At 65.9% G+C, this 23,726-nt stretch carries 19 protein-coding genes; 2 read left to right on the plus strand and 17 right to left on the minus strand.

Annotated features, from left to right (window positions below; genetic code table 11):
- Positions 1-15 precede the first annotated feature (15 nt).
- Positions 16-2,241 carry a heavy metal translocating P-type ATPase gene (locus HGI30_RS11940; protein WP_168907773.1) on the minus strand — a complete coding sequence of 742 codons (2,226 nt, stop codon included), beginning with the start codon at positions 2,239-2,241 and terminating at the stop codon, positions 16-18.
- 233 nt (positions 2,242-2,474) lie between these two features.
- Here HGI30_RS11940 and HGI30_RS11945 point away from each other — a divergent pair, with 233 nt between their 5' ends.
- The gene (locus tag HGI30_RS11945; RefSeq protein ID WP_168907774.1) at positions 2,475-3,983 is read left to right on the plus strand and encodes a sensor domain-containing diguanylate cyclase; all 1,509 of its coding nucleotides are present in this window, start codon (positions 2,475-2,477) and stop codon (positions 3,981-3,983) included.
- A gap of 76 nt (positions 3,984-4,059) precedes the next feature.
- Here HGI30_RS11945 and HGI30_RS11950 read toward each other — a convergent pair whose 3' ends face one another.
- The 10 genes from HGI30_RS11950 to HGI30_RS11995 form a co-directional block, all read right to left on the minus strand.
- Positions 4,060-4,371: a rhodanese-like domain-containing protein gene (locus tag HGI30_RS11950; RefSeq protein WP_235680113.1), complete on the minus strand. Its 312-nt coding sequence runs from the start codon at positions 4,369-4,371 to the stop codon at positions 4,060-4,062.
- Positions 4,368-4,754: a DnaJ family domain-containing protein gene (locus HGI30_RS23245; protein WP_235680114.1), complete on the minus strand. Its 387-nt coding sequence runs from the start codon at positions 4,752-4,754 to the stop codon at positions 4,368-4,370. The genes HGI30_RS11950 and HGI30_RS23245 overlap by 4 nt, the downstream gene beginning before the upstream one ends.
- Complete coding sequence (locus tag HGI30_RS11960) at positions 4,754-5,065, minus strand: YbjQ family protein (RefSeq protein ID WP_168907776.1); 312 nt, start codon at positions 5,063-5,065, stop codon at positions 4,754-4,756. Before HGI30_RS11960 ends, HGI30_RS23245 begins: the two co-directional genes overlap by 1 nt.
- 40 nt (positions 5,066-5,105) lie before the next feature.
- Positions 5,106-5,471, minus strand: a complete 366-nt coding sequence (locus HGI30_RS11965) for a DUF3889 domain-containing protein (RefSeq protein ID WP_168907777.1) — start codon at positions 5,469-5,471, stop codon at positions 5,106-5,108.
- Between the two features lie 86 nt (positions 5,472-5,557).
- Positions 5,558-8,737, minus strand: coding sequence for an efflux RND transporter permease subunit (locus HGI30_RS11970; RefSeq protein WP_168907778.1), 3,180 nt, complete (start codon positions 8,735-8,737; stop codon positions 5,558-5,560).
- Positions 8,738-8,850: 113 nt separating this feature from the next.
- On the minus strand, positions 8,851-9,537 hold the full coding sequence (locus HGI30_RS11975; protein WP_168907779.1) for a response regulator transcription factor: 687 nt from the start codon (positions 9,535-9,537) through the stop codon (positions 8,851-8,853).
- The gene (locus HGI30_RS11980) at positions 9,534-10,997 is read right to left on the minus strand and encodes a sensor histidine kinase (RefSeq protein ID WP_168907780.1); all 1,464 of its coding nucleotides are present in this window, start codon (positions 10,995-10,997) and stop codon (positions 9,534-9,536) included. The genes HGI30_RS11975 and HGI30_RS11980 overlap by 4 nt, the downstream gene beginning before the upstream one ends.
- 184 nt (positions 10,998-11,181) lie before the next feature.
- Positions 11,182-12,174, minus strand: coding sequence for a DUF4184 family protein (locus HGI30_RS11985; RefSeq protein ID WP_168907781.1), 993 nt, complete (start codon positions 12,172-12,174; stop codon positions 11,182-11,184).
- 122 nt (positions 12,175-12,296) lie between these two features.
- The gene (locus HGI30_RS11990; RefSeq protein WP_235680115.1) at positions 12,297-13,550 is read right to left on the minus strand and encodes an MFS transporter; all 1,254 of its coding nucleotides are present in this window, start codon (positions 13,548-13,550) and stop codon (positions 12,297-12,299) included.
- A 137-nt stretch (positions 13,551-13,687) separates the two neighbouring features.
- Positions 13,688-16,339, minus strand: a complete 2,652-nt coding sequence (locus tag HGI30_RS11995) for an ATP-binding cassette domain-containing protein (RefSeq protein ID WP_168907782.1) — start codon at positions 16,337-16,339, stop codon at positions 13,688-13,690.
- A gap of 169 nt (positions 16,340-16,508) precedes the next feature.
- Between HGI30_RS11995 and HGI30_RS12000 the strand changes: the two genes are divergently transcribed.
- Entirely contained in the window at positions 16,509-17,123 is a 615-nt protein-coding gene (locus HGI30_RS12000; RefSeq protein WP_168907783.1) for a biotin transporter BioY, read from the plus strand.
- A 65-nt stretch (positions 17,124-17,188) separates the two neighbouring features.
- Here the strand turns inward: HGI30_RS12000 and HGI30_RS12005 are convergent, their stop codons facing one another.
- From HGI30_RS12005 to HGI30_RS12030, 6 genes are all read right to left on the minus strand, one after another.
- Positions 17,189-18,352, minus strand: coding sequence for an iron-containing alcohol dehydrogenase (locus HGI30_RS12005; protein WP_168907784.1), 1,164 nt, complete (start codon positions 18,350-18,352; stop codon positions 17,189-17,191).
- A 16-nt stretch (positions 18,353-18,368) separates the two neighbouring features.
- A complete protein-coding gene (locus tag HGI30_RS12010) occupies positions 18,369-18,854 on the minus strand; it encodes a YlbF/YmcA family competence regulator (RefSeq protein WP_101809209.1) in 486 nt (161 codons plus the stop codon).
- Positions 18,855-19,035: 181 nt separating this feature from the next.
- The gene (pduL, locus tag HGI30_RS12015) at positions 19,036-19,608 is read right to left on the minus strand and encodes a phosphate propanoyltransferase (protein ID WP_168907785.1); all 573 of its coding nucleotides are present in this window, start codon (positions 19,606-19,608) and stop codon (positions 19,036-19,038) included.
- A gap of 297 nt (positions 19,609-19,905) precedes the next feature.
- A complete protein-coding gene (locus tag HGI30_RS12020; protein ID WP_168907786.1) occupies positions 19,906-20,778 on the minus strand; it encodes a 2-oxoacid:ferredoxin oxidoreductase subunit beta in 873 nt (290 codons plus the stop codon).
- The gene (locus tag HGI30_RS12025; protein WP_168907787.1) at positions 20,765-22,513 is read right to left on the minus strand and encodes a 2-oxoacid:acceptor oxidoreductase subunit alpha; all 1,749 of its coding nucleotides are present in this window, start codon (positions 22,511-22,513) and stop codon (positions 20,765-20,767) included. The genes HGI30_RS12020 and HGI30_RS12025 overlap by 14 nt, the downstream gene beginning before the upstream one ends.
- Positions 22,514-22,667: 154 nt before the next feature.
- Entirely contained in the window at positions 22,668-23,639 is a 972-nt protein-coding gene (locus HGI30_RS12030) for a dipeptidase (protein WP_235680438.1), read from the minus strand.
- Between the last annotated feature and the right edge of the window lie 87 nt (positions 23,640-23,726).

Genomic DNA, 23,726 nt, shown 5'->3' on the forward strand with positions numbered 1-23,726 from the left:
TGCCGTATTCTCCGTTCAGCGCAGCTCCCTCGCCAGGCGCCCGGAGAGCCGCAGCGCGTTGCCGACGACGGTGACCGAGCTGAGCGCCATCGCCGCGCCGGCCATCCACGGCTCCAGCAGGCCGCAGGCGGCGACCGGCACCATGACGATGTTGTACAGGAACGCGAAGCCGAGGTTCTGCTTGATGTTGCGCATCGTCAGCCGGCTTGCCGCGACCGCGGCATGGATGCCCGTCAAGCTCGACCGCAGCAGCGCGACATGGCCGGCAGCGAGCGCGGCGTCCGTGCCGCCGGCCATCGCAAATCCGGCATCGGCCGCAGCGAGCGCCGGAGCGTCGTTCCAGCCGTCTCCGGCCATCGCGACGACGCGCCCCTCGCGCTGCAGCGCGCGAATCAGCTGCAGCTTGTCTTCCGGCAGCATGCCGGCCTTCCAGCGGGCGATGCCCGCCTCCTTCGCGGCGGCAGCGGCAGGTCCGGCGGCGTCTCCCGTCGCCAGCCAGACGTCCAGGCCGTCCGTCCGCAGCGCCTGCACCGCCTCCGGCGACTCCCGCTTGAGCCGGTCGCCGAGCGAGATCGCCCCGATGCACTCGCCGCCAAGCGCGACGAACAGCACCGTCTCTCCCCCCGCCTCGCGGATCGCCGCAAAGCCTTCCGCCCGCTTCATGCCGCTCCAGCGCTCTTGCTGGGCCAGCTGCCGGCCGCCCACGGCGATCCGGCCTTCCGCGCAGTCCGCGGCCACGCCGTAGCCGGTCCATTCGAGGCGGCCCGTGGCCGGCGGCGGCACGAGCCCGCGCCGCCGAGCTTCTTCGCGCACGGCGGCCGCATACGGATGCGGCGACTCCGCCTCGGCGGCCGCGGCGAGCTTCAGCATGGCGGCCGCGCTCCAGCCCGGAGCAGGCTGCATGCCGGCGACGCACGGCCTGCCTTCGGTCAGCGTACCCGTCTTGTCGAGCAGCACGACCTCCACTTTGGCCAGGCTTTCCAGCGCCGATGCCTCCTTGACGACGATGCCGCGGCGCGCCAGCTTGCCGGAGGCGATGACGAGCGAGATCGGCGTCGCCAGACCGAGCGCGCACGGACAGGCGACCAGCAGCACCGCCAGCGCGCTCAGCGCCGCCCGGGAGCCGTCTCCCGGCGCGAGCCAGAGCGCCCAGGCCAGATAGGTCATGGCGGAAGCGAGCAGCATGAGCGGCACGAACCGTGCGGAAATGCGGTCGACCTTGCGCTGGATGCCGGTCTTGGACGCCTGCGCCTGGCGCAGCAGCGCATCGATCCGGCTCAGCAGCGTTCCTTCCCCGGTCGTCTCCGTGCGGATGCGCAGCGTATCGCCCCGGTTCGTCGTGCCCGCCCAGACGCGGCTGCCGGGACGCTTCGGAACGGCCCGGCTCTCGCCCGTCAGCAGCGATTCGTCCACCTCCGACTGCCCTCCCGTCACGATTCCGTCCACCGGCACGAGCCCTCCCGGCCCGACGAGCACGATATCGCCGTCGCGGACGCTGGCCGCCGGCACGCGGCGCGCCTCGTCGGCACGCAGCACGGTGATTTCCTCGGCCTTGAGCTTGGCGTATCCGTCGCTCTCCCGCAGCGCCCGCGCCGCCGAGCGGGACTCCATGTATTTGCCGAGCAGCACGGCCGTGATGACGACCGCTCCCGTATCGAAATACAGCGGCAGCATCCCGTCCGGATGAGAGCCGGCAGCTCCGTGGGCGAAAACGACGTAGTGGCTGTACAAATAAGCGGCGGACGTTCCGAGCGCCACGAGCACGTCCATGTTGGCGCCGCCGGCCCGCAGCGCGCTCCACGCGTTTTGATAGAAGGGCAGGCCGACGCCGAACTGGATCGCCGTGGCGAGCGCGAGCTGGACCCAGCCGCTGCGGATGAACGCGGGAACCGGGACGAAGGAGAGCGCCTCGTAATGACCGGCCATCGCCCACAGCAGCGGCAGCGTGAGCAGCGCCGAAACGAGCAGCCGCAGGCGCAGCAGACGCATCGCGGCATATTCGGCGCTTCGGTCGCCCGGGTCCGAGACGCCGAAGCCGAGACGGCGGACGCGCTCCTTGATCGCCTCCGCGTCCGTCTCGTCCGGCGCATAGCGGATCCAGGCCCGGCGGGAGGCGTAGCTGACCGCCGCCTCCTGCACGCCGCCGAGCTTCCCGAGCGACTTCTCGATGCGCGCCGCGCATGCCGAGCAGCTCATCCCCTGGATGCCCAAATCAAGCGCCGCTCCTTTTGGTCCTTCCATCTTCGGCCTCCCCCTTCGCCGCTCCGCCTGGCCTCAGACTCTCGCAGCCTTCCCTAGTTTCATAGAATCGCTTATCCTACTCTATGGCGCCATAAGGCCGGATTATGCGGACGCAGCGCAAAAGTTGCGCGCGGCCGGCGCCGAAGGAGCAAGTTTTGCGTCCTTCCTGCCGATATACGGAAGGAGGCGCGGCCCAAGCGCTTCAAGGACAACAAGAAGGAGCTTTTCCCGACATGACCGAACGAATGACGACCCAGCTGCTGCAGCTGCCTTCCAGCCGCAAGCAGAGGTCAGCCGCAGCCGTCTCCGCCGCGCTGCTCGCCGCCATCTCCATCGCCGCCCTGCCTTTCGGCCAGCACCAGATCGGCACGATCGAGCCGTTCCTGCCGGCGTTCATCGCCTGGTTCATCTTCGCCGACCTGCTGACGGCGCATCTGCTGTTCAGCCAGTACCGCGCCGCAGGCAGCCGGGCGACGCTCGTCCTCGCCGCCACCTATCTGTACAGCGGCCTCATCATCATCCCGCATATCCTGACGTTTCCCGGCGTCTTCTCCGACACGGGCCTGCTCGGAGCCGGACCGCAAAGCGCCGTCTGGCTCTGGTCCCTCTGGCATGCCGGATTCCCGGTCGGCATCATCGCCTACCTGGTCGTCGCCCGCTTGGAGCGCGGACGGCCCGCCGGACGAGGCAGCATGCGGCTCGCCCTGTGGACGGGAGCCGTCACGATCGCGCTGGTCACGGCGCTGTCTCTCGTCGCCGTGCTTGCCCATGACCATCTGCCCGTGCTGGTCGTCCGAGGCAAGTTCACGCCGATGCTCAGCCTGGCGATCGGCCCGTTCATCAGCCTGCTCAGCATCGTCGCGCTCGTCATGCTATGGGTGCTTCAGCGCGGCCGCACCGTGCTCAATCTGTGGCTGACCGTCGCGATGCTCGCCTTCATGCTCGACATCGCGCTGACGGTGTTCGCCGGCGCCCGCTACTCGCTCGGCTGGTATCTGGCCCGGGTCAACTCGCTCGTCTCCGCCTTCGCCATCATCTGCGCGATCATCTACGAGGTGAACCGGCTCTATATCCGGCTCGTCCGGCACCAAGAGGACCTGCTGCAGACGCAGGAGGAGCTGCATGCGCTCAACGACGAGCTGAGCCGGCTGTCGCAGCTCGACGGCCTGACCGGCATCGCCAACCGGCGCCGCTTCGACGAGCAGCTGGCGCGACATCTGGCCGAATCGCGCCGCTCCGGAGCCCCGTTCAGCCTGCTGCTGCTGGACATCGATTCGTTCAAAGCCTACAACGACCGCTACGGCCATCAGCAGGGGGACCGCATCCTCAAGCAAACCGCCCGGCTCATCGAGGACAGCGCCCCTCCGGCTCCGGCCTCGGCGGCGCGCTATGGCGGCGAGGAATTCGCCGTGCTGCTGCCGGGCTTCGGCGGCCACGATGCGGCACGCGCGGCCGAAGCGATCCGGAGGGCGGTCGAGGACGCCGCGATGCTCCATGAGCATTCGCCCGCCGCCTCGTGCGTGACGCTGAGCATCGGCGTCGCCTCGGTCGAGGCCGGCGCGCTCCGGGACGAGGCTCGGCCGGGAGCCGGCCGGGAGCTCGGCGAGGAATCGGCCGCGGCGGGACCTTCCGCAGCCGCGGACTTGATCGGACGCGCCGACAAAGCCCTCTACCGCTCCAAGGAGGACGGACGCAACCGGGTCACGCTGGACGACGGCATGGGCACCTCCTCCTTCGCTTGAAAAACCAAAAGGGACGCAGCGGAAATGAATTCCGCTTGCGTCCCTTTTTTGAATGATAGAGGAATCCGAGAGCCGCCTAACGCCCGGTCACGATCTCGCCCGGCCAGGACAGCATGCCGCCCTCGACGTTGACTACGTCGTAGCCGACCGCGCTCAGATAGTCGCAGGCCCGCCCGCTGCGAGCGCCGCTGCGGCAGATAAGCCATATCGTCCCGTCCTCGGGGCGCAGCTCGTCCATGCTCTCCTGCAAGCGGGAGAGCGCGACATGGCGCGCCTGGGCGATATGCCCGTCCTCCCACTCCTCGTCCTCGCGCACGTCCACGAGATTGATCGCTTCGCCTTGCTCGAGCCGCTTCAGCAGCTCCTCCGTCGTCTGCACCTTGCTCACCTTGTCGACTCCCCTTCCAGCTTCTCCCTGATTTTGTCCCCGTACTCCGCATGCGCCGCCAGATGCTCCCAGCCGCGCGAGCCGGAGATCGCCTGCAGCCTCATCCGCTTGAGCGACAGCTCCTTGCCGAGGCTGCGGCGCTCCTCTTCGTCGCGGCATAGCGCGAGCAAGCCGTTCAGGCCGGCGATATCGCGCGAGAGCTGCACCTCCTCGGGCACCATGCCGGCGTTCTTCAGCATGCGGTATCCGGCCCGAAGCTCCTCCGGCACATGCGCCAGATCGTCGATCTCCAGCGGCTTTCCTTTGCCCGCCACCTCCTCGAACTCCCCTCTCTGCATCGCGTCGCGAATCTTCTCCTCGGCGATCCGGTAGAGGAAGTCCATCAGAGGAGGACGGCCGTGCCGCTGCAGGTGACCATCAGCATGCCGTCGCGAACGACCTCGTAGTCGAGATCGACGCCGACGATCGCGTTGGCGCCGAGACTCGACGCCTGCTGGCGCATCTCCTCGATGGCGAGGTCGCGCGCCTGTTTCAGCTTGCCCTCGTACGCGCCGGAGCGGCCGCCCACCACGTCCGTGATCGAGGCGAGGAAGTCCCTCACTACGTTCGCTCCCATGATCGCCTCTCCGTTCACGATACCTACGTACTCGCGGATCGGCCGTCCCTCCACGGACGGCGTCGTCGTGATCAGCATTTCGCTTTCTCCTCCTTGGATATCGGCTGGCTGTCGCTCCTCACGGAGCGCTCTCCGTCCATTCTACCTCCAGCAAGCGGCCCTCTTCAACCTGCACGCGGCAGACGACCGCGGACGGCGCGCCGGGCTTCGGCTCCAGCACGAGCTTGAAGCGGTACGAGACCGTGCCGCTCTGATCCGGAAACGCGCCTTCGAAGCGGTAATCGCGAATGCCCGTTCCGAACTTCCGCATCGTCTGCTCGACCGCGACCCTGCCCCATCTCGCATAGGCGGGAGCCGCGTGCGAAGGCGTCATGACGGCCTCGCGAGCCCTCCCGTCCGCCTGTCCCGACGTCGCGTCGGCAAGACCCGAGGCGGAGGCCAGCAGGCCCGCTACGATCACCAGTCTTGCGATCATCTTCCTCATGCGCAAGGCCTCCTTTCCGTTTCCCCTAGCTTTGCCCGCAAATAGAAAAAGCATCCTGCCGGCAAGGGCAGGATGCTCGGGGGAAGCTATTCCGCAGCCGGGCGGACGCCGTCCTGGCGCTGCAGCTTGGCGCGGCGGCGGTTCAGGAACTCGTAGACGACCGGCACGATGATGAGCGTCAGCAGCGTGGAGCTGATGAGGCCGCCGATGACGGTGACGCCGAGCCCTTTGGAGATGAGCGCTCCCGACTCGAAGCCGAACGCCAGCGGCAGCAGCGCGCCGACCGTGGCGAGCGCGGTCATCAGAATCGGACGCAGGCGCGTGCCCGCCGCTTCGAGCAGCGCTTCGCGCACGCTCATGCCGTCCCGCTCCATGTGGATGACGCGGTCGATGAGCACGATCGCGTTGGTGACGACGATGCCGATCAGCATGAGCATGCCGATCAGCGCCGTGACGCTGACCGTCTCGCCTGCGATGAGCAGGCCGACGAGCGCGCCGATGACCGTGAACGGCAGCGAGAACAGGATCGTCAGCGGCGTCATCGCGCCGCCGAACGTTATGACGAGTACGAGGTAGACGACCGCGATCGCCACGAGGATGGCCAGACCCAGCTGGCGGAACGATTCATTGATGTCCTCGGTGACCCCGCCCATCTCGACATCGACGTTCGCCGGCAGCTGCAGCTCGTCGATGACCGTCTGGACGTCGCGCGACGCCTTGCTGATGTCGCTCGACGTGACGTCCGCCGTGATGTCGGCGTAGACGCGGTCGCTCTTGCGGGTGATCGTGTTCGGCGACGTGCCTTCCTCGATCGTCGCCACGTCGGACAGCTTGACCGTCGTGCCGAGCGGCGTGACGATCGGCATGCTTTCCAGCGAGGCCTTGTCGGAGAACGTCCGCTCTTCGGTCTTGACGTAGACGTTCAGCTTCTGGCCGTCCTTTTCGATCGTCGCCGCGAGCGGCCGCTCGCGGACCGGACTGAGCGCCATCGCCAGCTGGCCGGCGCTGAGCGCGTTTTCGCTCAGCTTCTTCGTGTCGGCGACGATGCGGTACTGCTCATACGTTTCCGACAGGCTCGTATCGAGATTGGTCAGATTCTCGACGCCCTCCAGCTTCTGCTTGAGGTCGGCGACGACCGGCTCGAGCGCCTTCATGTCCGGTCCGAAGGCAGTGACGGTCAGGCTGCTTCCTCCCAGCCCGCCGCCGGTGAAGTCCTGCTGCTTCCACTCGCCCTGGCTGCCGCTTTCCTTCAGCAGCTCGATGACGCGCTCCTTCTCGGCGTCGAACTCTTTGTAGTCGGGGCTGTACCGCAGGTTGAACAGCGCTTGCTTGGAAGCGCCCGGATTCATCGGATTGCTGCCGCCGATCGAATACTGCACGACCTCGACGCCTTCGCGCTCCAGCAGCTTCTTCTCCGCGTCCAACGCGTACTTCTCCACGTCCTCGAGCTTCTCGCCTGGAGCCGGATTGTACGTGACGATCATGGAGTTGTCGCCCGTGCTCGGGATGAAGCTGACGCCGATGAGCGGGAACAGGAACAGGCTGCCGACGAGCAGCAGCGTCGCGGCTCCGAAGCTGATGCCTTTGTGGTCGAGCGTCCAGTTGAGCAGGCTCTTGTAGCGGTTCGCCAGACGGCTCGGCTTGTCCTCGTGCTTCGAGCCCTTGAGCCCCTTGCGGAACATCATGTGGGCGAGCATCGGCACGATCGTGATCGCGACGAGCAGCGAAGCGAGCAGCGCGAAGACGATCGTCAGCGCGAACGGCAGGAAGATTTCGCCGATCGGTCCGGTGACGAGGCCGAGCGGCAGGAACACCGCGATCGTCACGACGGTGGAGGCGAGGATCGGCACGAACATCTCGCGCGTCGATTCGAGGATGAGCGCCTTACCCTCCAGCTTTTCGCCGGACATCGCCATGCGTCGGTAGATGTTCTCGATGACGACGATCGAGTCGTCGACGACCCGCCCGATCGCGACGGTCATGGCGCCGAGCGTCATGATGTTGAGCGTGATGTCCATCTCCTGCAGGACGAGCACCGCGATCAGCAGCGACAGCGGGATGGAGACGACGGCGATGATCGTCGAGCGCAGGTCGCGCAGGAAGATCAGGATGATGAGCACGGCGAACGCGGCGCCGAGCACCGCCTTGGACAGCATCGTCTCGACGGACTCCTTGATCGGCGTACCCTGGTCGAGCGTCACGGTGGAGTTCAGTCCCTCGTGGTCTTGCGCCAGCTCCGCCATGCGGCTGGAGACGGCGTCCGAGACGTCGACCGTGTTCGCATCGGCGGCCTTGACAATGGACACCCCGATCGCGTCCTTGCCGTTCGTGCGGGAAATGGATTCCGCCTTGTCGAGCACGGTCACGTCGGCGACCTGGCTCAGCTTGACGGTCGGCAGCTTGATGCCGCCTGCCGGCGCTCCTGCCGCGCCCTCGGCGCCTCCTTGGCCTGCTCCGGCTGCGCCTTGGCCTGCTCCGGCAGATCCGCCAGCGCCTTGGCCTGCCGCGCCGCCGGCCGATGAAGGCGTAAGCGGAATCTCAATGTTCAGCAGGTCCTGCTCCGTCGCGACCCTGCCGTCCACGACGACCGACTTCTCGGAGTCGCCGAACGGGAAGATGCCGAGCGGAGCGGTGACGGCCGACGCCTTGATCGCGTTCTGCACCGACTCCGCGGTCAGGCCGTACTTGGCCAGCTCGTCGGCCTTGTAGCTGAGCTCGGCCTCCTTGACGTTCTGGCCGGATATCTGCACGGAGGCGACGCCTTCGAGCGACTTCAGCTCGGGCAGGATCTCCGTCTCGACCGTCTTGGTGAGCGCCACCAGATCCTGGCTGTCGCTGGAGATGCTGAGCGACAGCACCGGGAACGCGTTGAGGCTGAGACGCGATACGCCCGGCTCCTGGACGCCGTCCTTGAGGCTGAGGCCGTCAAGCGCCTCGCGCACCTCGTCCTGGGCTTTCTCCATGTCTTTGCTGAAGTCGTACTCGATGATGATGGACGAAGCGTTCTCCATCGAGGTGGACATGACGTCCTTGACGCCGTCCAGATTACGGGTCGCCTGCTCGATCGGCAGGGTGACCTCGTTCATGATCTCTTCCGGGGAAGCCCCCGGATAGACGGTCGTCACGCTGACGATCGGCACCGTGATGTCCGGCATCGTCTCCATCTTCATGTTCGTGCCGGCATAGATGCCTCCGAACAGGACGATGATCGTCATGATCCACAGCGCGAACTTGTTGTTCAAGGAAAAATTGATGATGCTCTTCAAGCCGCCATCCACTCCTTTTCTCTATATGCGATGAACCCTTCTCTATGGATAACGCGGCCTTGGCCGCGATGCTCCCGTCAAGGCGTGATTGCTTCGAAGCATGCGAACACGCCCTATGCGCGCAGCCGGTAGCCGACCCCCCAGACGGTCTCGACGTACTTCGGCTCGGACGGCGACTCCTCGAGCTTCTCCCGCAGGCGGCGGATGTGCACCGTCACCGTGGCGATGTCGCCGAGCGAGTCATACCCCCAGATGCGCTCGAACAGCTCCTCCTTGCTGTACACCTTGCCCGGATGGGAGGCGAGCAGCTGGATCAGCTCGAATTCCTTGTTCGTCAGGCTCTTCTCCTCGCCGTTGACGGACACCTGATGCGACGCCTTGTCGATGAGCAGGCCGCGCACGCGGATCTGCTCCTGGGCGCCGGCTTGCCCGGTGAGGCGGTCGTAGCGGCTCAGGTGCGCCTTCACGCGCGCGACCATCTCTCCCGGACTGAACGGCTTGGTCATATAGTCGTCCGCGCCGAGACCGAGGCCCCGGATCTTGTCGATATCCTCCTTGCGGGCGGTTATCATCAGGATCGGCACCTCCTTCTCCTGGCGGACGCGCCGGCAGATCTCGAAGCCGTCCAGCATCGGCAGCATGACGTCCAGCACGACGAGGTCGAACGGCTCCTTGAGCGCCCGCTGCAACCCGACGTCGCCCCGATGCTCGATGCTGACGGAAAAGCCGTAGCTCTCCAGATAGTCCCTCTGAAGCTCCGCGATGGAGCTCTCGTCCTCGATAATGAGGATCTTCTTCACGGCTCCGCCTCCTTCTCCCGTTCCGCGGCGAGCGGCAGCTCGATGATGAACGCCGCTCCGCCCTGCGGACGATTGGCCGCCGCGATCGTGCCGCCATGCTCTTCGACGATCTGGCGGACGATCGCCAGGCCGAGGCCGCTCCCGCCGGTCTCGGAGCTGCGGGACAGCTCCGCCCGATAGAAGCGGTCGAACAGATACGGCAGCGCAGCCGTCTCGATGCCGGGCCCGTTGTCCTCGAGCGTCAGCCTCGCGATGCCGCCGCTAGCCTCCAGCCTCGCCCACACGGAGGGAGGCTCGCTGCGGCCGCCGTCGCGCATCGGCATGTACTTCGCGCTGTTGTCGAGCATGTTGCCGAGCGCGCGGCTCAGCTTCTCCGGGTCCGCAAGCACAGGTACCGAGGACTCGCCCTCCTCCATGGACAGCGCGATGCCGCGCTTATCCATCTCGAACTGCTGGTCCTCCATATAATGCGCCACGAACGCCCGCAAATCCATCCGCGCGAAGTGGAACTCCTCCTTGTGCAGGTCGAGCTTGGAATAGAGGAACAGCTCGTCGATGAGCCGATCCATCCCGTCCGCCTTGGCATAAACGGTGCGGATATACTTCTCCTGCTTCTCCGGCGTGTTGGCGACGCCGTCCATGATGCCCTCGATGTAGCCCTTGATGGCGGTGATCGGCGTCTTGAGGTCATGCGAGATGTGCGACAGCAGCATCTTGCGGTTCTCTTCGTACTGCTGCATCTGCAGGATCGTATCCTTGAGGCGCTGGCGCATCTCCTCGAACGCCGTCCCGACCTCGCCGAGCTCGTTGCGCGAGCGGGGCAGCGGCACCGGCTCGAGGTTGCCCTCCTTGAGCGACAGCGCGGCGTCCCGCAGCGTCGACAGCGGCCGCACGATGCTGCGCGAGACGACGACCGTCATGAACACGCTGACCAGCCCGACGAGCAGCAGCATGCCGAGGGCGCTCACCGGCCGCCAGATGACCGGGATGTCGTCCTTGCGGAAGATGAGCGCCGCTTCGGATGCGGTGCCGTCTCCATAGCGGAAGTCGAACGTATAGACGCTGTACGAGAAGCCGCCGACCGTCTTGTCGACGGAATGGTTCTTGCGGTCCGAAAACCAGGCTTTCGGGTCGTCGCTCGCCTCCGCCAGTTCCGAGACGTACAGCCCGCTTCCTGGGATCGTCAGCACGAAGCCGCTGCCCACCGCTTCGAGCCGCTCGTCGATGTCGGCGACGTAGGACTCGTCCAGCAGCTTGTCCGCGTCGTGGTTGAGCACGTACCACATCTCGCCCAGCTGCACGGACTGGCGGTACGTCTTGTCGCGGTTCTCCTCGAAGAAGTCCCGTACGTCGTCGTAGCCGAGCAGATAGATGACGGTCATCATCATGATTCCGAGCAGCACGACCGGGATGGCTGCCATCGCGATGTAGGACAGCAGCAGCCTGATGCGGATCGACAACGGATCACCCCCCCGATGCTTTGGTCCTGCCGCGCCTGTTTCAGTGTAACCGACAGTTCTAAACGATTGAGGAAGCAATTCTTACAAAAGTATAAACCATTTCCATTCGTTTCATCATCCGGCGGCCCGATCGGCATGCTGGAGCGGAACGCGGCCGAAAAAAAAAAGGACCCCTCGGGGTCCGTCAGACAGCCGGGCCGGATCGCCGCTGCGGATGCTGCGCCGTCCCGCTCGCCGTCGCGCGGACTGGCCTCGCAGAGGCGGAAAGCGCGATGAAGGCGATCGACAGCAGCCATATGTACAAGAGCCAGAGCGGCAGCTCCGCTGCGGAAAACCGTTCTCCTCCGACGTCGCGGGCCATCATTACCGCCTTGTAGCCCGCCGCGAGCAGCGGCACGAGCGCGGAGCCGGCGAGCTTGAGCGGCAGGCGGCCGGGGCCCAGCAGCAAGCCCGCCGCGAACAGGCCGTACAGCGCCGAGCTGCAGGCGGCGACCAGCCACAGCACCGGATTGTCGGGCGACGGGGCGAGCAGCAGCTTGGGCACGAACAGGAGAAAGCCCAGCGCAGCGGCAAGCATCCAGCGGGCGAGCAAGGCGAGCGGCCGAGCGGCGGAGCTCGCAGCGGCGCGGGCGGATCGGCGCCAGCGGGCGTAGTCCGTTGCCAGCCAAACCGCGCCTGCCAGCAGGCCGAGCATCGACAGCAGGTACTGGAGCCAGCGGTACACCGGCAGCCCCGCATGATGCGCGTGAAAGAGGTCGGGGCGCCAAAGCACCAGCCAGCCGTACGTATGCGTCATCCCATCGACGAACAGATGGCTGAGGAAGCCGATATAGAGCGAAAGCAGAAACCAGGCGGCGGCGCGCGGCGATTCCAGCGCGAAGCGCCGTCCGGCGATTCGGTCGGCCGCATAGCGGTCGAGCCGCAGCGCGGCGGGCAGCAGCCGCGGCAGCAGCGGCGCGAGCAAGAAGTGCCACGCGGCTGCGGCCGCGAGGCTGAGCGGCACGCCCAGCAGCAGGAAGCCCGGCCAGGAATGGCCGATCGAGCGGAACGGCTCCATGGCGACGAAGTACTCCATGTCCGGCGTCATGCTGCCGAGCAGCAGGCCGGACAGGCTCAGGCTCGGCGCGAGCCGGCGCAGCGGCACCGCGAACAGCGGATGCGAGAACGTGAACGGCATGTCGGCCTCCTTTTCAGCCTGATCGGGCGCAGGTCCCGATTCCCGCGAAATCCGGGAACCGGGACGGCGCCTCTTTCTGCTACGACGAGCATCGGCTGGAAAAGGCTTCTATAAAATGCGGTTCAGCCTGCGCCGCCCTCCACGCCTCCTCTGCGCCGCAGCATGCCGGCGGCGAACAGCAGCGTGCCGATCCAGCCGCATGCCGAGGCGAACAGCAGCATCCAGCTCAGCGTCAGATGGTCCGACAGGCCGGTGCTGAGCAGCGGCCCGACCGTGCCGCGGATGCCGAACAGCATGAGGTGGATCGAGAAGACGGCGCCTTCGCGTCCAGGGGCGAGGCGGAAGATGAACGCCAGGATGCCGATGTCCCAGATCGCCTCGCCCATGCCCTGGATAAAGTTGCCGAGCATGACGGCCTCGTACGTGCCCCAGAGGCCGTACAGCATCGGCACGACCGCATAGGCGCCGATGCCGGCGAGCAGCGTATAGCGGATGTCGAACCGGTCCAGCATCCTCCCCGCGATCAGGTAGGTGAGCAGCAGCGCCGTGAAGTAGGCGACACGCGTCAGGCCGATCTCGGCATTGGACAGGCCGAGGTAGGATACCTGGAAGATCTGGTAGAGCGGATAGGCGAGCATGTTGCCGAAGCCGGCGAACATCGTCGCGCCGAGAAACGCCGCCAGCGGCCGGTTGCTCTTGACGAGCTCCCATTGGGACCGGGGGCTGAAGCGCGGCGGCGCCGTCCGGCGCGGCGGCTCCTTGCGCAGCTTCATCGTCTGGAACAGCAGGATCGACGCGACGCCCATGAGCGATGCCGCCGCCAGCGGGCCGGACGGACCGGACGCCTCGGCCCAGATGCCGACCAGATACGACATCGGAATCATGAGCACGCCGGAGGCCATCCGTACATAGCCCATCAGGCGTCCCCGCAGGTCGGGCGGATAGATTTTGGGCAGGAACGCCGCGTAAGCCGGCGCCTGAATGCCCATCAGCAGCTGGAAGGCGAACGCCGTCGCCACATAGACCTGCGGATCCGGAAACAGCGCCGGAAGCAGGATGAGCAGCCGTCCGATCAGATTCGGCAGGACGACGTAAGGCTTCGGCTTGCCGCTGCGCTCGATGAGCGCCGCCCATAGCGGGGAGAAGATCAGTCCGACCGCCGGCGCGGCGGCGAGCAGGCCCGCCTCCGCGTTGCTCGCCCCCTGCTTGAGCGCGAACGTGATGAAAAACTGGTTGATGACGACGTTGAACAAGCTGAACAGGCAGGTGGCCGCAAGGTCGATCCTCGCGTTGAGCCAGACTCGGGGGCTCATGACCATGCCGAATTTCAGCAGACGGGCCCTTCCTGGCCGTCCTTCTGCTTGCACTTGATGCACCTTCGCTTCTTCGAATGATCTTGCCGGACGAAGTGGCTTCGTCCGGCCGCATCCACATTATGGTCCAACGGAACCGGCGTGTACATCTTTTTTTGAGGCGGCGCCGCCCTTGGCGCGCCGCGTGCGAACTCCCGCAGCTAGCGCAGCGCCAGCAGCAGCAGACACGCCGCCGAAGCGCAGGCCAGCAGCAGCAAGTCCGCGCGGGTGAACCGCAGCCGGAACGCCGCCGTCTTGCCGGCCGCGCCATGTCCGAACCCGCGCGCCTCGAGCGCGTCGGCCACCGAGTCGCCGAGCCGGATGAGCGACAGCAGGAACGGCAGCACGATGCGGGAGAGCATCGCCGCCGGAACCTTGCCTGGACGCGCCGCCAGCTTGCCTCGAGCCGCCGCAATGCGCGCGTACCGTCCCCACTCTCCGGCCAGCAGCGGCAAAAAGCGGAACAGCAGCGAGATGGACAGCGTCACTCGCGACACCGGCGCGCCGAAGCGGGCGAGCGGCCGCAGCAGCTGATCCGCGGCCCGCTGCAGCCGGAAGGGCGGCAGCAGCGAGAGCAGCGGCAGGCCGAGCAGCAGCACGGCAAATAGGCGCGTCAGCTTGAACAGCGTCAGCGCAGCGGACGGCGCATCGAACCCGATCGGCGACAGCTGGATGCCGGCGATGGCCGCCAGCGTCAGCGCAAAGACGGCATAACCGCGCGCCAGCGGCAAATAAAGCCGGATGCGCTCCCGCTGGCTGGCCGCCAGCAGCACCGCTCCGGCGAGCGCCAGCGTCAGGCCGGTCCAATTGCTCTGGGCCATGACGCCGGCGCCGACGAGCAAATACGACGCGACTAGCGCGCGCGGGTCGGGCAGGCCGCTGCCGGGCAGGCGCGCTTGCGCGCCGGCTGCGTCGGGCTGCGGCTCGGCCGGCGAGTCGGGCGAGTCGGCATCTGCGGGCGTTTCGGCCGCGCAGTCGGACTCCGCAGCGAGATCCGCGCCCGCCAGCCGCTCCGCCAGCTCCTCCGGCTCGAGCCAGAGGCGTCCCTCCTCCGCCGCGCCGAAGCGCGCGGCTGCGAGCAGCTGCGGCGGAGCGGCGCCATCCCCGCGCGCGGCAAGCTGGCGGGCATAGCTTTTCGCAGGCAGCGTCTCCTTGAGCGCGCCTGCTTCCATGACGGCGACGCCGTCGGCGATCGGCAGCAGCGCCGCAAGGCTATGCGCCGACACGACGGCCGAGCCCCCGTGCGCCCGGTGCCGCCGCAGCAGCTCCGCCAGCCGCTCGATCCCCTCGGCGTCCAATCCGGCCGCCGGCTCGTCCAGCAGCAGCCATTCCGGCCCGCCGACGAGCGCGCAGGCCAACGCGAGCCGGCGCTGCTGGCCTCCGCTCAGCGTCAGCGGGTCCTGCTCCAGCAGCCGCTGCGGCAAGACAGCCTGCCGCAGCGCTTCCGCTATGGCGCCGTCCCGCTCGGTTGCCGTCAGCCGGAACGGCCGCGCGGAGTACTCGAGCTCTTCCCTCACCGTCCGCGCGAACCACTGCGTCTCGGACTGCTGGAGCGTCGCGCCGAGCCGAAGCAGCACGGCCCGGTTCGGCCGCTTGCCGAGCCAGAGCCGGTCGGGACCGTATCGGATCGTTCCCGTCGAAGGCATCCGCAGCCCGGCCAGCGATTCCAGCAGCGTCGACTTGCCGGAGCCGTTGCTGCCGACGAGCAGCAGGATGCGCCCTGGCGGCACCCGCAGCTCCGTCGCGGCTCCCTTGCCCACGTCAGCCGCGTCGGGACGGAACTGCTCCACCGCCAAGCCTGATTCGGCCGCATCGGCAAGATCGGCGTCCTCCATTCCGCGCCGGCGGCGATCGATCGCGACGGAGCGCTCGCCGCGCGCAGACTCCTTCTGCTCCGCGCCGTCGGGTCCGCCTCCATCTGCCCCGTCGGACACCGCTCCCGACGCTTCGGCGGCATGCCTTTCGCCAGACGACGGCTCCAGCGCCGGGGCGAGCTCCTCCAGCCGCAGCGGCAGCCGGCTCAGCCTCCGGCCCCGATCCTGCAGCGCCCAAGCCGCGCGCACGGCATAAGGCGCGGCCAGCCCGACCCGCTCGCAGGCCGAAGCCTCTCCGCCCTCCCGAACGAAAAACGCATCGGCGCGTCCGTCGAAATCAATCTTGCCGTCCGCCAGTGCCAGCACGCGGTCCTCTCTCTCCAGCTCGTCCAGCCGCTGGGTGCACCATACGACGGCCGCCCCGGCCCGGTGAAGCTGCCGCACTTGCTGGAGCACGAGCCGCGCCGATTCCGCGTCCAGCATCGACGTCGCCTCGTCGAACAGCAGCGCCGGCGAGCCGGCCGCGACCGCGCCGGCGATGGCGACGAGCTGCTTCTGCCCGCCCGAGAGCCGCTCCGCCGGCGTGTCGGCCAGCGCCTCCAGGCCGAAGCGCTTCAACGTCTTCTGCACCGTGCTCAAAATCCGCGATCCTTCCATGCCCGCGTACTCGAGCGTGAGAATAAGATCCTCCCTCGCCGTCGATCCGACGAGCGCCGCATCGGGCTGCTGCAGCACGACGGCAAAAGGCCGTTCGGCGAAAGGCGCGGCGGCGAACCGCTGATGCCGGATTCCGTCAGGCGAAGCGCCGAAGCCCGCCAATTCGCGAAGCAGCGTCGACTTGCCGGAGCCGTTGCTGCCGCATAGAGCGAGCCACTCTCCCTGGCGCAGCTCCAGGCTGGCCGGCCCTAATATCGTTCGAAGCCGCTCCTGAACGACTCTCTGCACGATATGCCCGTCCCAACGGACAAGACGTTCTTCCGCTGCTTGCGCCCTTTGCATGTCCTGATTCCATCCTTCTGCCGGCTTCGGCCTGGTCTGCAAAAAAAGGCCCGGTCCGGCTTCTCAAACCGGGAAGGCTATGCTACAATCCGTTCTGTCAACCAAATCTATCATATCAAGGTTAACCTATCAATCTGAAGTTCCGACATCACCAAAGGAGAGATTGTTCGTGCCCACCGTATCTCCGCTTCGCCGCATCGTCTTCATCGCGCTGTTCGCCGCCCTGTTCGTCGTCTTCAGCGCCATCCAGATCCAGCTCGGCTTCTCCCCGGTGCCGTTCACGCTGCAGACGATGGCCGTAGCGCTCGCAGCCTCGTTCCTCGGGGCCAGGGACAGCTTCCTCAGCCTCATGCTTGTCTATGCCCTTACCGCGACCGGCTTGCCGCTCATCGGCTATAAAGGCGGACTCTCGCTCTTTGCCGGACCGACGGCAGGATTTCTATGGATCTTCCCGGCGTGCGCCTTGCTGATCGGGCTGATCGTGCCGCGCCTGCTCGCCCGCACCGCGGAGCTCGGCCCCGTGCGGACGTTCCTCGGGACGCTGATCGTCATGGAGCTGTTCGGCTCTCTGCTCGCCTACGTGGGCGGCATCCCATGGCTGATGCAGGCGACCGGCATGAGCTTCGCCAAAGCGATGGCCGGCGGCTGCTATCCGTTTCTGCTGCCCGACCTGCTCAAGAACATCGTGGCCGCCGCAGCAGCCGTCGCGCTGCGCTCCTACCTGCCTTCGCTGCGGCTGCTCCGCGCAGCCGAACGTTCCGAGCATCCGACCGCAGCCGCATAAGCATTCGCAGCAAAAAACAGCCGCGCCCATGGCGCGGCTGTTTTTTTTGGCTTCCGTCTTCGCGATCAGAGCGACATGCGGTAGATGTTCTGCACGTCCTGCTCATCCAGCTTGCGGAAATGGCCGATCTTGCGTCCGGGAGCCGCCTTGCCCGCCATCTCCTCGAGCCGGCTCTCGTCGATGCCGTAGTCGGCCAGCCGGGACGGCGCTCCGAGCGAGCTCCAGAACTCGCGCAGGCGGCGGATACCCTCCTCCGCGATCTCGCGATCGCCGCGCCCGTCGTCCTTGACGTCGAAGACGTTGACCGCAAGCTGCTTGAAGCGGCTGACGTTGTCGTCCAGCACGTAGGTCATCCAGTTCGGGAACAGAATCGCCAGGCCGCCGCCATGCGGGATGTCGTACACGGCGGAGAGAGCATGCTCCATGTCGTGGTTGGCCCAGTCGCCGAGCGTGCCCATCGCCAGCACGCCGTTCAGCGCCATCGTGCCGGCGTAGAGGATCGTGCCGCGGTGCTCGAGATTGGCGAGATCGTCGACCAGCTTGGGGGCGGTACCGACAACCGCGCGCAGCACCGACTCGCAGAAGCCGTCCTGTACCGGCGTCAGCGCGTCATGATGGAAGTATTGCTCGAACACATGGGACATCATGTCGACGATGCCGTAGACCGTATGATCCTTGGGCGCGGTCGCCGTGAACGCCGGATCGAGGATCGAGAAGCGGGGAAACACATGCGGGCTGCCCCAGCCGTGCTTCTCCTGCGTCTCCTCGTTGGTGATGACCGAGCCGCTGTTCATCTCGCTGCCGGTCGCAGCCAGCGTCAGGATCGTGCCGAGCGGCAGCGCTTCCTGAACGGAAGCCTTGCGGCTGACGATATCCCAGAAGCTGCCTTCGTAGCGGGCCGCCGCCGCGATCGCCTTGCCGCAGTCAAGCGTGCTGCCGCCGCCGACGGCGAGCACCCAGTCGATGCCGTGCTCGCGGCACAGCTCCGCTCCGCGATGCACGGTGGAGAGGCGCGGATTGGGCTCGACGCCGGCGAGCTCGACGACGCTGCAGCCGGCTTCGGCCAGCACGCCGAGCACTTGGTCGTACAAGCCGCTGCGCTTGATGCTGCCGCCGCCGTAGGCGAGCAGCACCTTGCGGCCGAGCTTGTCCGCTTCCTTGGCGAGCTGCTGCAGCTGTCCCTCTCCGAAGTAAAGCTTCGTCAGGTTATGGAATACGAATGGTCTCATGCCGTCCCGCCTCCTTCTATTCGTCGCAGCTTTCGGGATCTTCCGGACGGGCGCCGTCGAGCGTGATCTTCTCCGCGACCGTATCCTGGATGATGGAGACGACCATCTGCAGCAGGTAATTGATGTCCGCCTGGCTCTGCTGGAACTGGCTGACGATCGGAATGCCGTCCAGCTCGTTCTGGAGGTCGTCCATCTCCCCTTCGATCTTCTGCACCATCGTCGGGTTCTTGAACGTCTGCTCGAAGGCGACGAGCTCCTTCTGCTTTTTCTTCAGGGTGGACATGAGTCCCTGCACCCGGTCGTTGCCCTTGATCTGATCCTCGGCCTTGCGGAACTGCTGCACCTCGTCGGAGGAGAAGATCAGCCCGGCGAGCTCGCGCGCCTTTTGCATGATGTCGTCGCGCACGAGCAGCTCCCGCGTATCGTAGACTTCGACGGGACAGTTCGGTCCGTGGTCATGCACTTGCCCAGGCTTCAGCGCCGATGGTTGCTGTTCTGCCATTTGTCAATCGCTCCTGTCTGCTGACGTGTATGTAGAGCCATGCGGCGTAGCACCGCTTGGTCTGGTTGTCCAAGTCCACATTATACCACTCCGCGGACATAAAAACGACTGCCCGCTTCGGGCAGCCGCATGGGCCGGATGGCGGACGGCTCCGGCCTGCCGCTTCTCGGACCTTCCGGCTTCAGCCGACGATTTCGGCCGTGTCGCCGTTTTTGACGCCGGCCGCGTTGGCCTCGTCCGTATCGATGTGCATGTCCAGCGCGTAGCTGTCCGACACGCGGGCGATGACATTCTCGAAAACGAGGCCGCGCTCGCCGCCGACGCGCACGTTCAGCAGCTGCTGGTCCTCGATGCCCCAGCGAGCCGCGTCATCCGTATGGAAATGGATATGGCGCGCCGCCACGATGACGCCTTCCTCGATCGTGAGCTCTCCGGCCGGACCGGTGATCGTGATGCCGGCCGAGCCGGCGATGTTGCCGGATTCGCGCACCGGCGCAGGCACGCCGATCGCGAACGCGTCCGTGCGGGAAATTTCGAGCTGAGTCGCCTTGCGCGCCGGGCCGAGGATGCGCACCTTCGGGAAAGCGCCTTTGGACCCTTTGACGGCGACCGTCTCGTTGGCGGCGAACTGCCCCGGCTGCGACAGCGGCTTGAACTCGGTCAGCTCATAGCCGGCTCCGAAGAGCGCTTCGACATGGGCTTGCGATAAATGGATATGGCGCGCGGAGACGCCTACAGGTACGGTTTTGGTCATGATGATCTCCCTTTCTCGACTTGCTTTCTGGACGGAATGGCGAGTCGAAACCCGCTCCGACATTCAGAACAAACAACCCGCTTCCGGGAATGAACGGAGGCAGACTTGTCTTGTTTCATTATAGCTTTCTCGAATGGTCATGTCGAATGGCCGCGTTTCGCCCCTTCGGCATCCCCCGCACACGTCCATCGATCGCCGAAGCCGTCTGGTCCGCAATGAAAAAAAACGCTTGTCCAGACCTCTCCGCATCGCAGAAGGGTCTGTCCAAGCGTTTCTTTTAAGCCTTCATTCGGCACGCTAGACGAAATCCGCGGCCAGCTTCGCGAAGTCCTCGCGGGAAATCTTGATGTCCTGGTTCACGAGTCCCTGCTCCTTGAACCCGGTAATGAGGTTCTCGTAGGAGCGGCGCTTCGTGTCCTGATAGACCAGGCCGGTGACGAGTCCGTTCGTCTCCATGATCTTCGTCATGGCGGCAAGGCGATTCGACGGGTCATAGCCTTCGCCGGCCTCGCCGTCGAGGTTCACGATATTTTCCTTGAACCAGTCGTACGTGTTGACCTTGTTGAACGTGACGCAGGGGCTGAAGACGTTGATAAGCGAAAAGCCTTCATGCTTGATGCCGGCCTCGATCAGCGCGGTCAGCTGCTTGAGGTCGCTCGAGAACGACTGCGCCACGAACGTCGCGCCCGCCGACAGGGCGATCTCCAGCGGCGAGAGGACCGACTCGATCGAGCCCTCCGGCGTGGACTTCGTCTTGAAGCCTTCCGCGCTGCGCGGGGAAGTCTGTCCCTTGGTCAGCCCGTAAATCTGGTTGTCCATGACGATGTAGGTCAGGTTGACGTTGCGCCGGATCGCATGCACCGTATGCCCCATGCCGATCGCGAAGCCGTCGCCGTCGCCGCCGGAGGCGATGACGGTCAGCTCGCGGTTCGCCAGCTTGACGCCTTGGGCGATCGGCAGCGCGCGGCCGTGGATGCCGTGCAGCCCGTACGCGTTGATGTAGCCGGAAATCCGGCCCGAGCAGCCGATGCCCGAGATGACGGCGAGCTGCTCGGGCTCGAGTCCGACGTTCGCCGAAGCCCGCTGGATGGCGGCCTGGATGGAGAAGTCTCCGCAGCCCGGGCACCAGTTCGGCTTGACGTTGTTGCGGAATTCCTTAAATGTGGCCAATTTGGCTCATCTCCTTCGACGCTTCATAAACCTCGGACGGCAGGAACGGATTGCCGTCGTATTTGAGCAGGCTGCGGATCTTGTCCGCGCGGCCGCAATGGAGCTTGATCTGCGCCGCCAGCTGGGCGGTCGCGTTGTTCTCCAGGACGATGACGGTGCCGGCCGCCTCCAGGTACGGAGCCAGCTGCTCCGCCGGGAACGGATGGATCTGCCGGATCTGGATCTGGCCGGTCGAAGCTCCGTCCCGCTCGAGGCGGGTGCGCGCTTCCTCGATCGTGCCGCCGGTCGAGCCCATGCCGACGATCAGGATGTCCGGGCGCTCATGCGGCACGTCGACGCGGATCGCCTCGGGGATGAGCAGGTTGGCCAGCTTGCCGAGACGCTTATCCATCATCCGCTTGCGGTTGAGCGCGTTCTCGGACGGACGTCCGGTCTCGTCGTGCTCGACGCCGGTCACATGGTGCAGGCCGCCCTTGTCGCCCGGCAGCGAGCGCGGCGATACGCCGTCCTCGGTGAGCTCGTAGCGCTTGAACAGCACGTTCGGCTCGAGCTCAGGCAGCTCGCGCTGCAGCTTGCCGCGGCGGATCTCGATGCGGTCGTAGTCCAGCGGCTCGCAGCTCTGCTTGCCGAGCGACAGTTGCAGGTCCGTCATGAGGATGACCGGCACCTGGTACTCCTCGGCGATGTTGAACGCCTCGACCGTATCGTAGAAGCAGTCCTCGATGCTCGCCGGGGCGATGACGACCTTGGGAATCTCGCCGTGCGTGCCGTAGACCATCGCATTGAGGTCGGATTGCTCCTGCTTGGTCGGGAGTCCGGTCGAAGGACCGCCGCGCTGCGTGTCGACGATGACGAGCGGCTGCTCCGTCATGCCGGCGAGGCCGATCGCCTCCATCATGAGGGACAAGCCGGGGCCGGCGGATGCGGTCATCGTCCGCACGCCGGCGTAGTTCGCGCCGATCGCCATCGTGACGGCCGCGATCTCGTCCTCCGTCTGCACGACCGTGCCGCCGAACTTCGGCAGCTTCTTGATGAGGTATTCCATGATCTCGGACGCCGGCGTAATCGGATAGGCGCTCATGAGGCGGCAGCCCGCGGCTACGGTGCCGAGGCCGATCGCCTCGTTGCCGATCATGAACAGCTTCTGCTTGCCGTCGGCCGGCTCCAACGCGAACGCCTCCAGCGGTCCTCCTGCCTGCTCGAGGACGAATTCGGCGCCGCGCTTGACGGCTTCGACGTTCTTTTCGACGATCGCCGGACCTTTGCGTCCGAACTCTTCCTCGACCGCCTGGTTGAACACCTCAAGCGGCAGGCCGAGCAGCGCCCATGAAGCGCCGGAGGCGACCATGTTCTTCATGAGGGACGTTCCGAGCTCTTCGGCGATCGCCGTGATCGGCACGGCGAACAGGCGGGCGTCGATGCCCTCCGGCAGCTCCGGCTTGAATTTCGCGTCGGCGACGACGACTCCGCCGGGGCGCAGCTCCGGCGCGTTGAGGTCGATGCTCTCCTGATCGAATGCGACAAGAATATCGAGATCGTCCGAGATCGCTCGGATCGGCTGCGTGCTGATGCGAATCTTGTTATTGGTATGGCCGCCCTTGATTCTCGAAGAAAAGTGGCGGTATCCGTACAGATAGTACCCGAGACGGTTGAGGGCGGTGGAGAAGATCCGGTCCGTGCTTTCCACGCCTTCTCCCTGCTGGCCCCCGATCTTCCAAGACAGCTGACTAATCACGATAAGTCCAACTCCTCATCTGCTGTGAGAACTGCTTTCAATCCTTCTAAATTTTATGCCTCGCTATTGAAAAATGCAAGGAAATATCGGAACTTGCCGCATTCGGCATTCCAATGAAAGTGATAAAGATTCCTGATAAAGCGGTCATATCCGTTTAATCCGGGAGGTTTTTCAATAAAAAGCGGACTGCGTTGCCGCCCAGGAGCTTTTCGGCGAACGTCGCGCCGTAGGCCCGCTCGACTTCCTGCCGCACATGGACCGCTTCGCCGGCATGGCGCAAGCCTTTCGCATACTGCTCGATGCCGTCGAAATCCGATCCCAGCATCAATTGGTTTTCCCCTCCGAGGGAGCAGATATGTTCGATATGAGGCAGCAGGTCGCGCGCCTCGGCCTGCCCGCGATCCGTCATGAAATAGGGCACGTAGGTCAGTCCGATGCGGCCGTCCATGGCGATCAGAGCGCGCAGCTGGTCGTCGGTCAGGTTGCGCGGATGCGGGCAGATGCGCCGCGAGTTGGAATGGGAAGCGATCAGCGGCCGTTCGGTCCGCTCGACGAGCTCCCAGAAGCCGGTGTCGGTCAGATGGGAGACATCGAGCACCAGGCCGAGATCGCGCGCCTCGTCGACCAGCTTCCGGCCTTTGACGGTCAGCCCTCCTTGCCTCGGCTCCAGCACGCCGTCCGCGGCCCAGTTGGCGTAGTTCCACGTCAGCCCGAGCACGCGCACCCCAAGGGCGAACGCCGTCCGGAGAAGCGTCCCGTCTCCTTGCAGCGCATCCGCTCCCTCCAGCGTCAGCAACGCGGCGATCTTGCCCTCCTGCAGCGCCCGTTCCAGATCGCGACGTCCGAGGACCTTCCGGTACCCGGCATGAGCGGCGATCTTCCGCTCGAACAGATCGATCGACCGGAGCACCGCATCCATCGTTTTCGGCTTCGATTCCGTCAGATAGACCGCATAGGCCTGAAGCATGTAGCCGCCCGCCCGCTGACGGTCGAGCGTCGCGTCGATCGTGACCGGCCCGTGATTGTTGGCCGAGTCGATCGGATCTAGATCGGGATCCGCCAGCAGCTTGCTCAGCACGTCGCAGTGGAAATCTGCGATGAGGCACTCTTGGCCCAATTCCTTCACGTTCAATTCGTCCGCCTCCTGTCCGTTCGCGGCCCCCGATGCCGGCCTTTCCTCTACGTTATGCCGCCGGCTCGACGAAAACGCAAA

Origin of the sequence: Paenibacillus albicereus, assembly GCF_012676905.1 — a bacterium.
Taxonomy (GTDB): Bacteria; Bacillota; Bacilli; order Paenibacillales; family Paenibacillaceae; genus Paenibacillus_O; species Paenibacillus_O albicereus.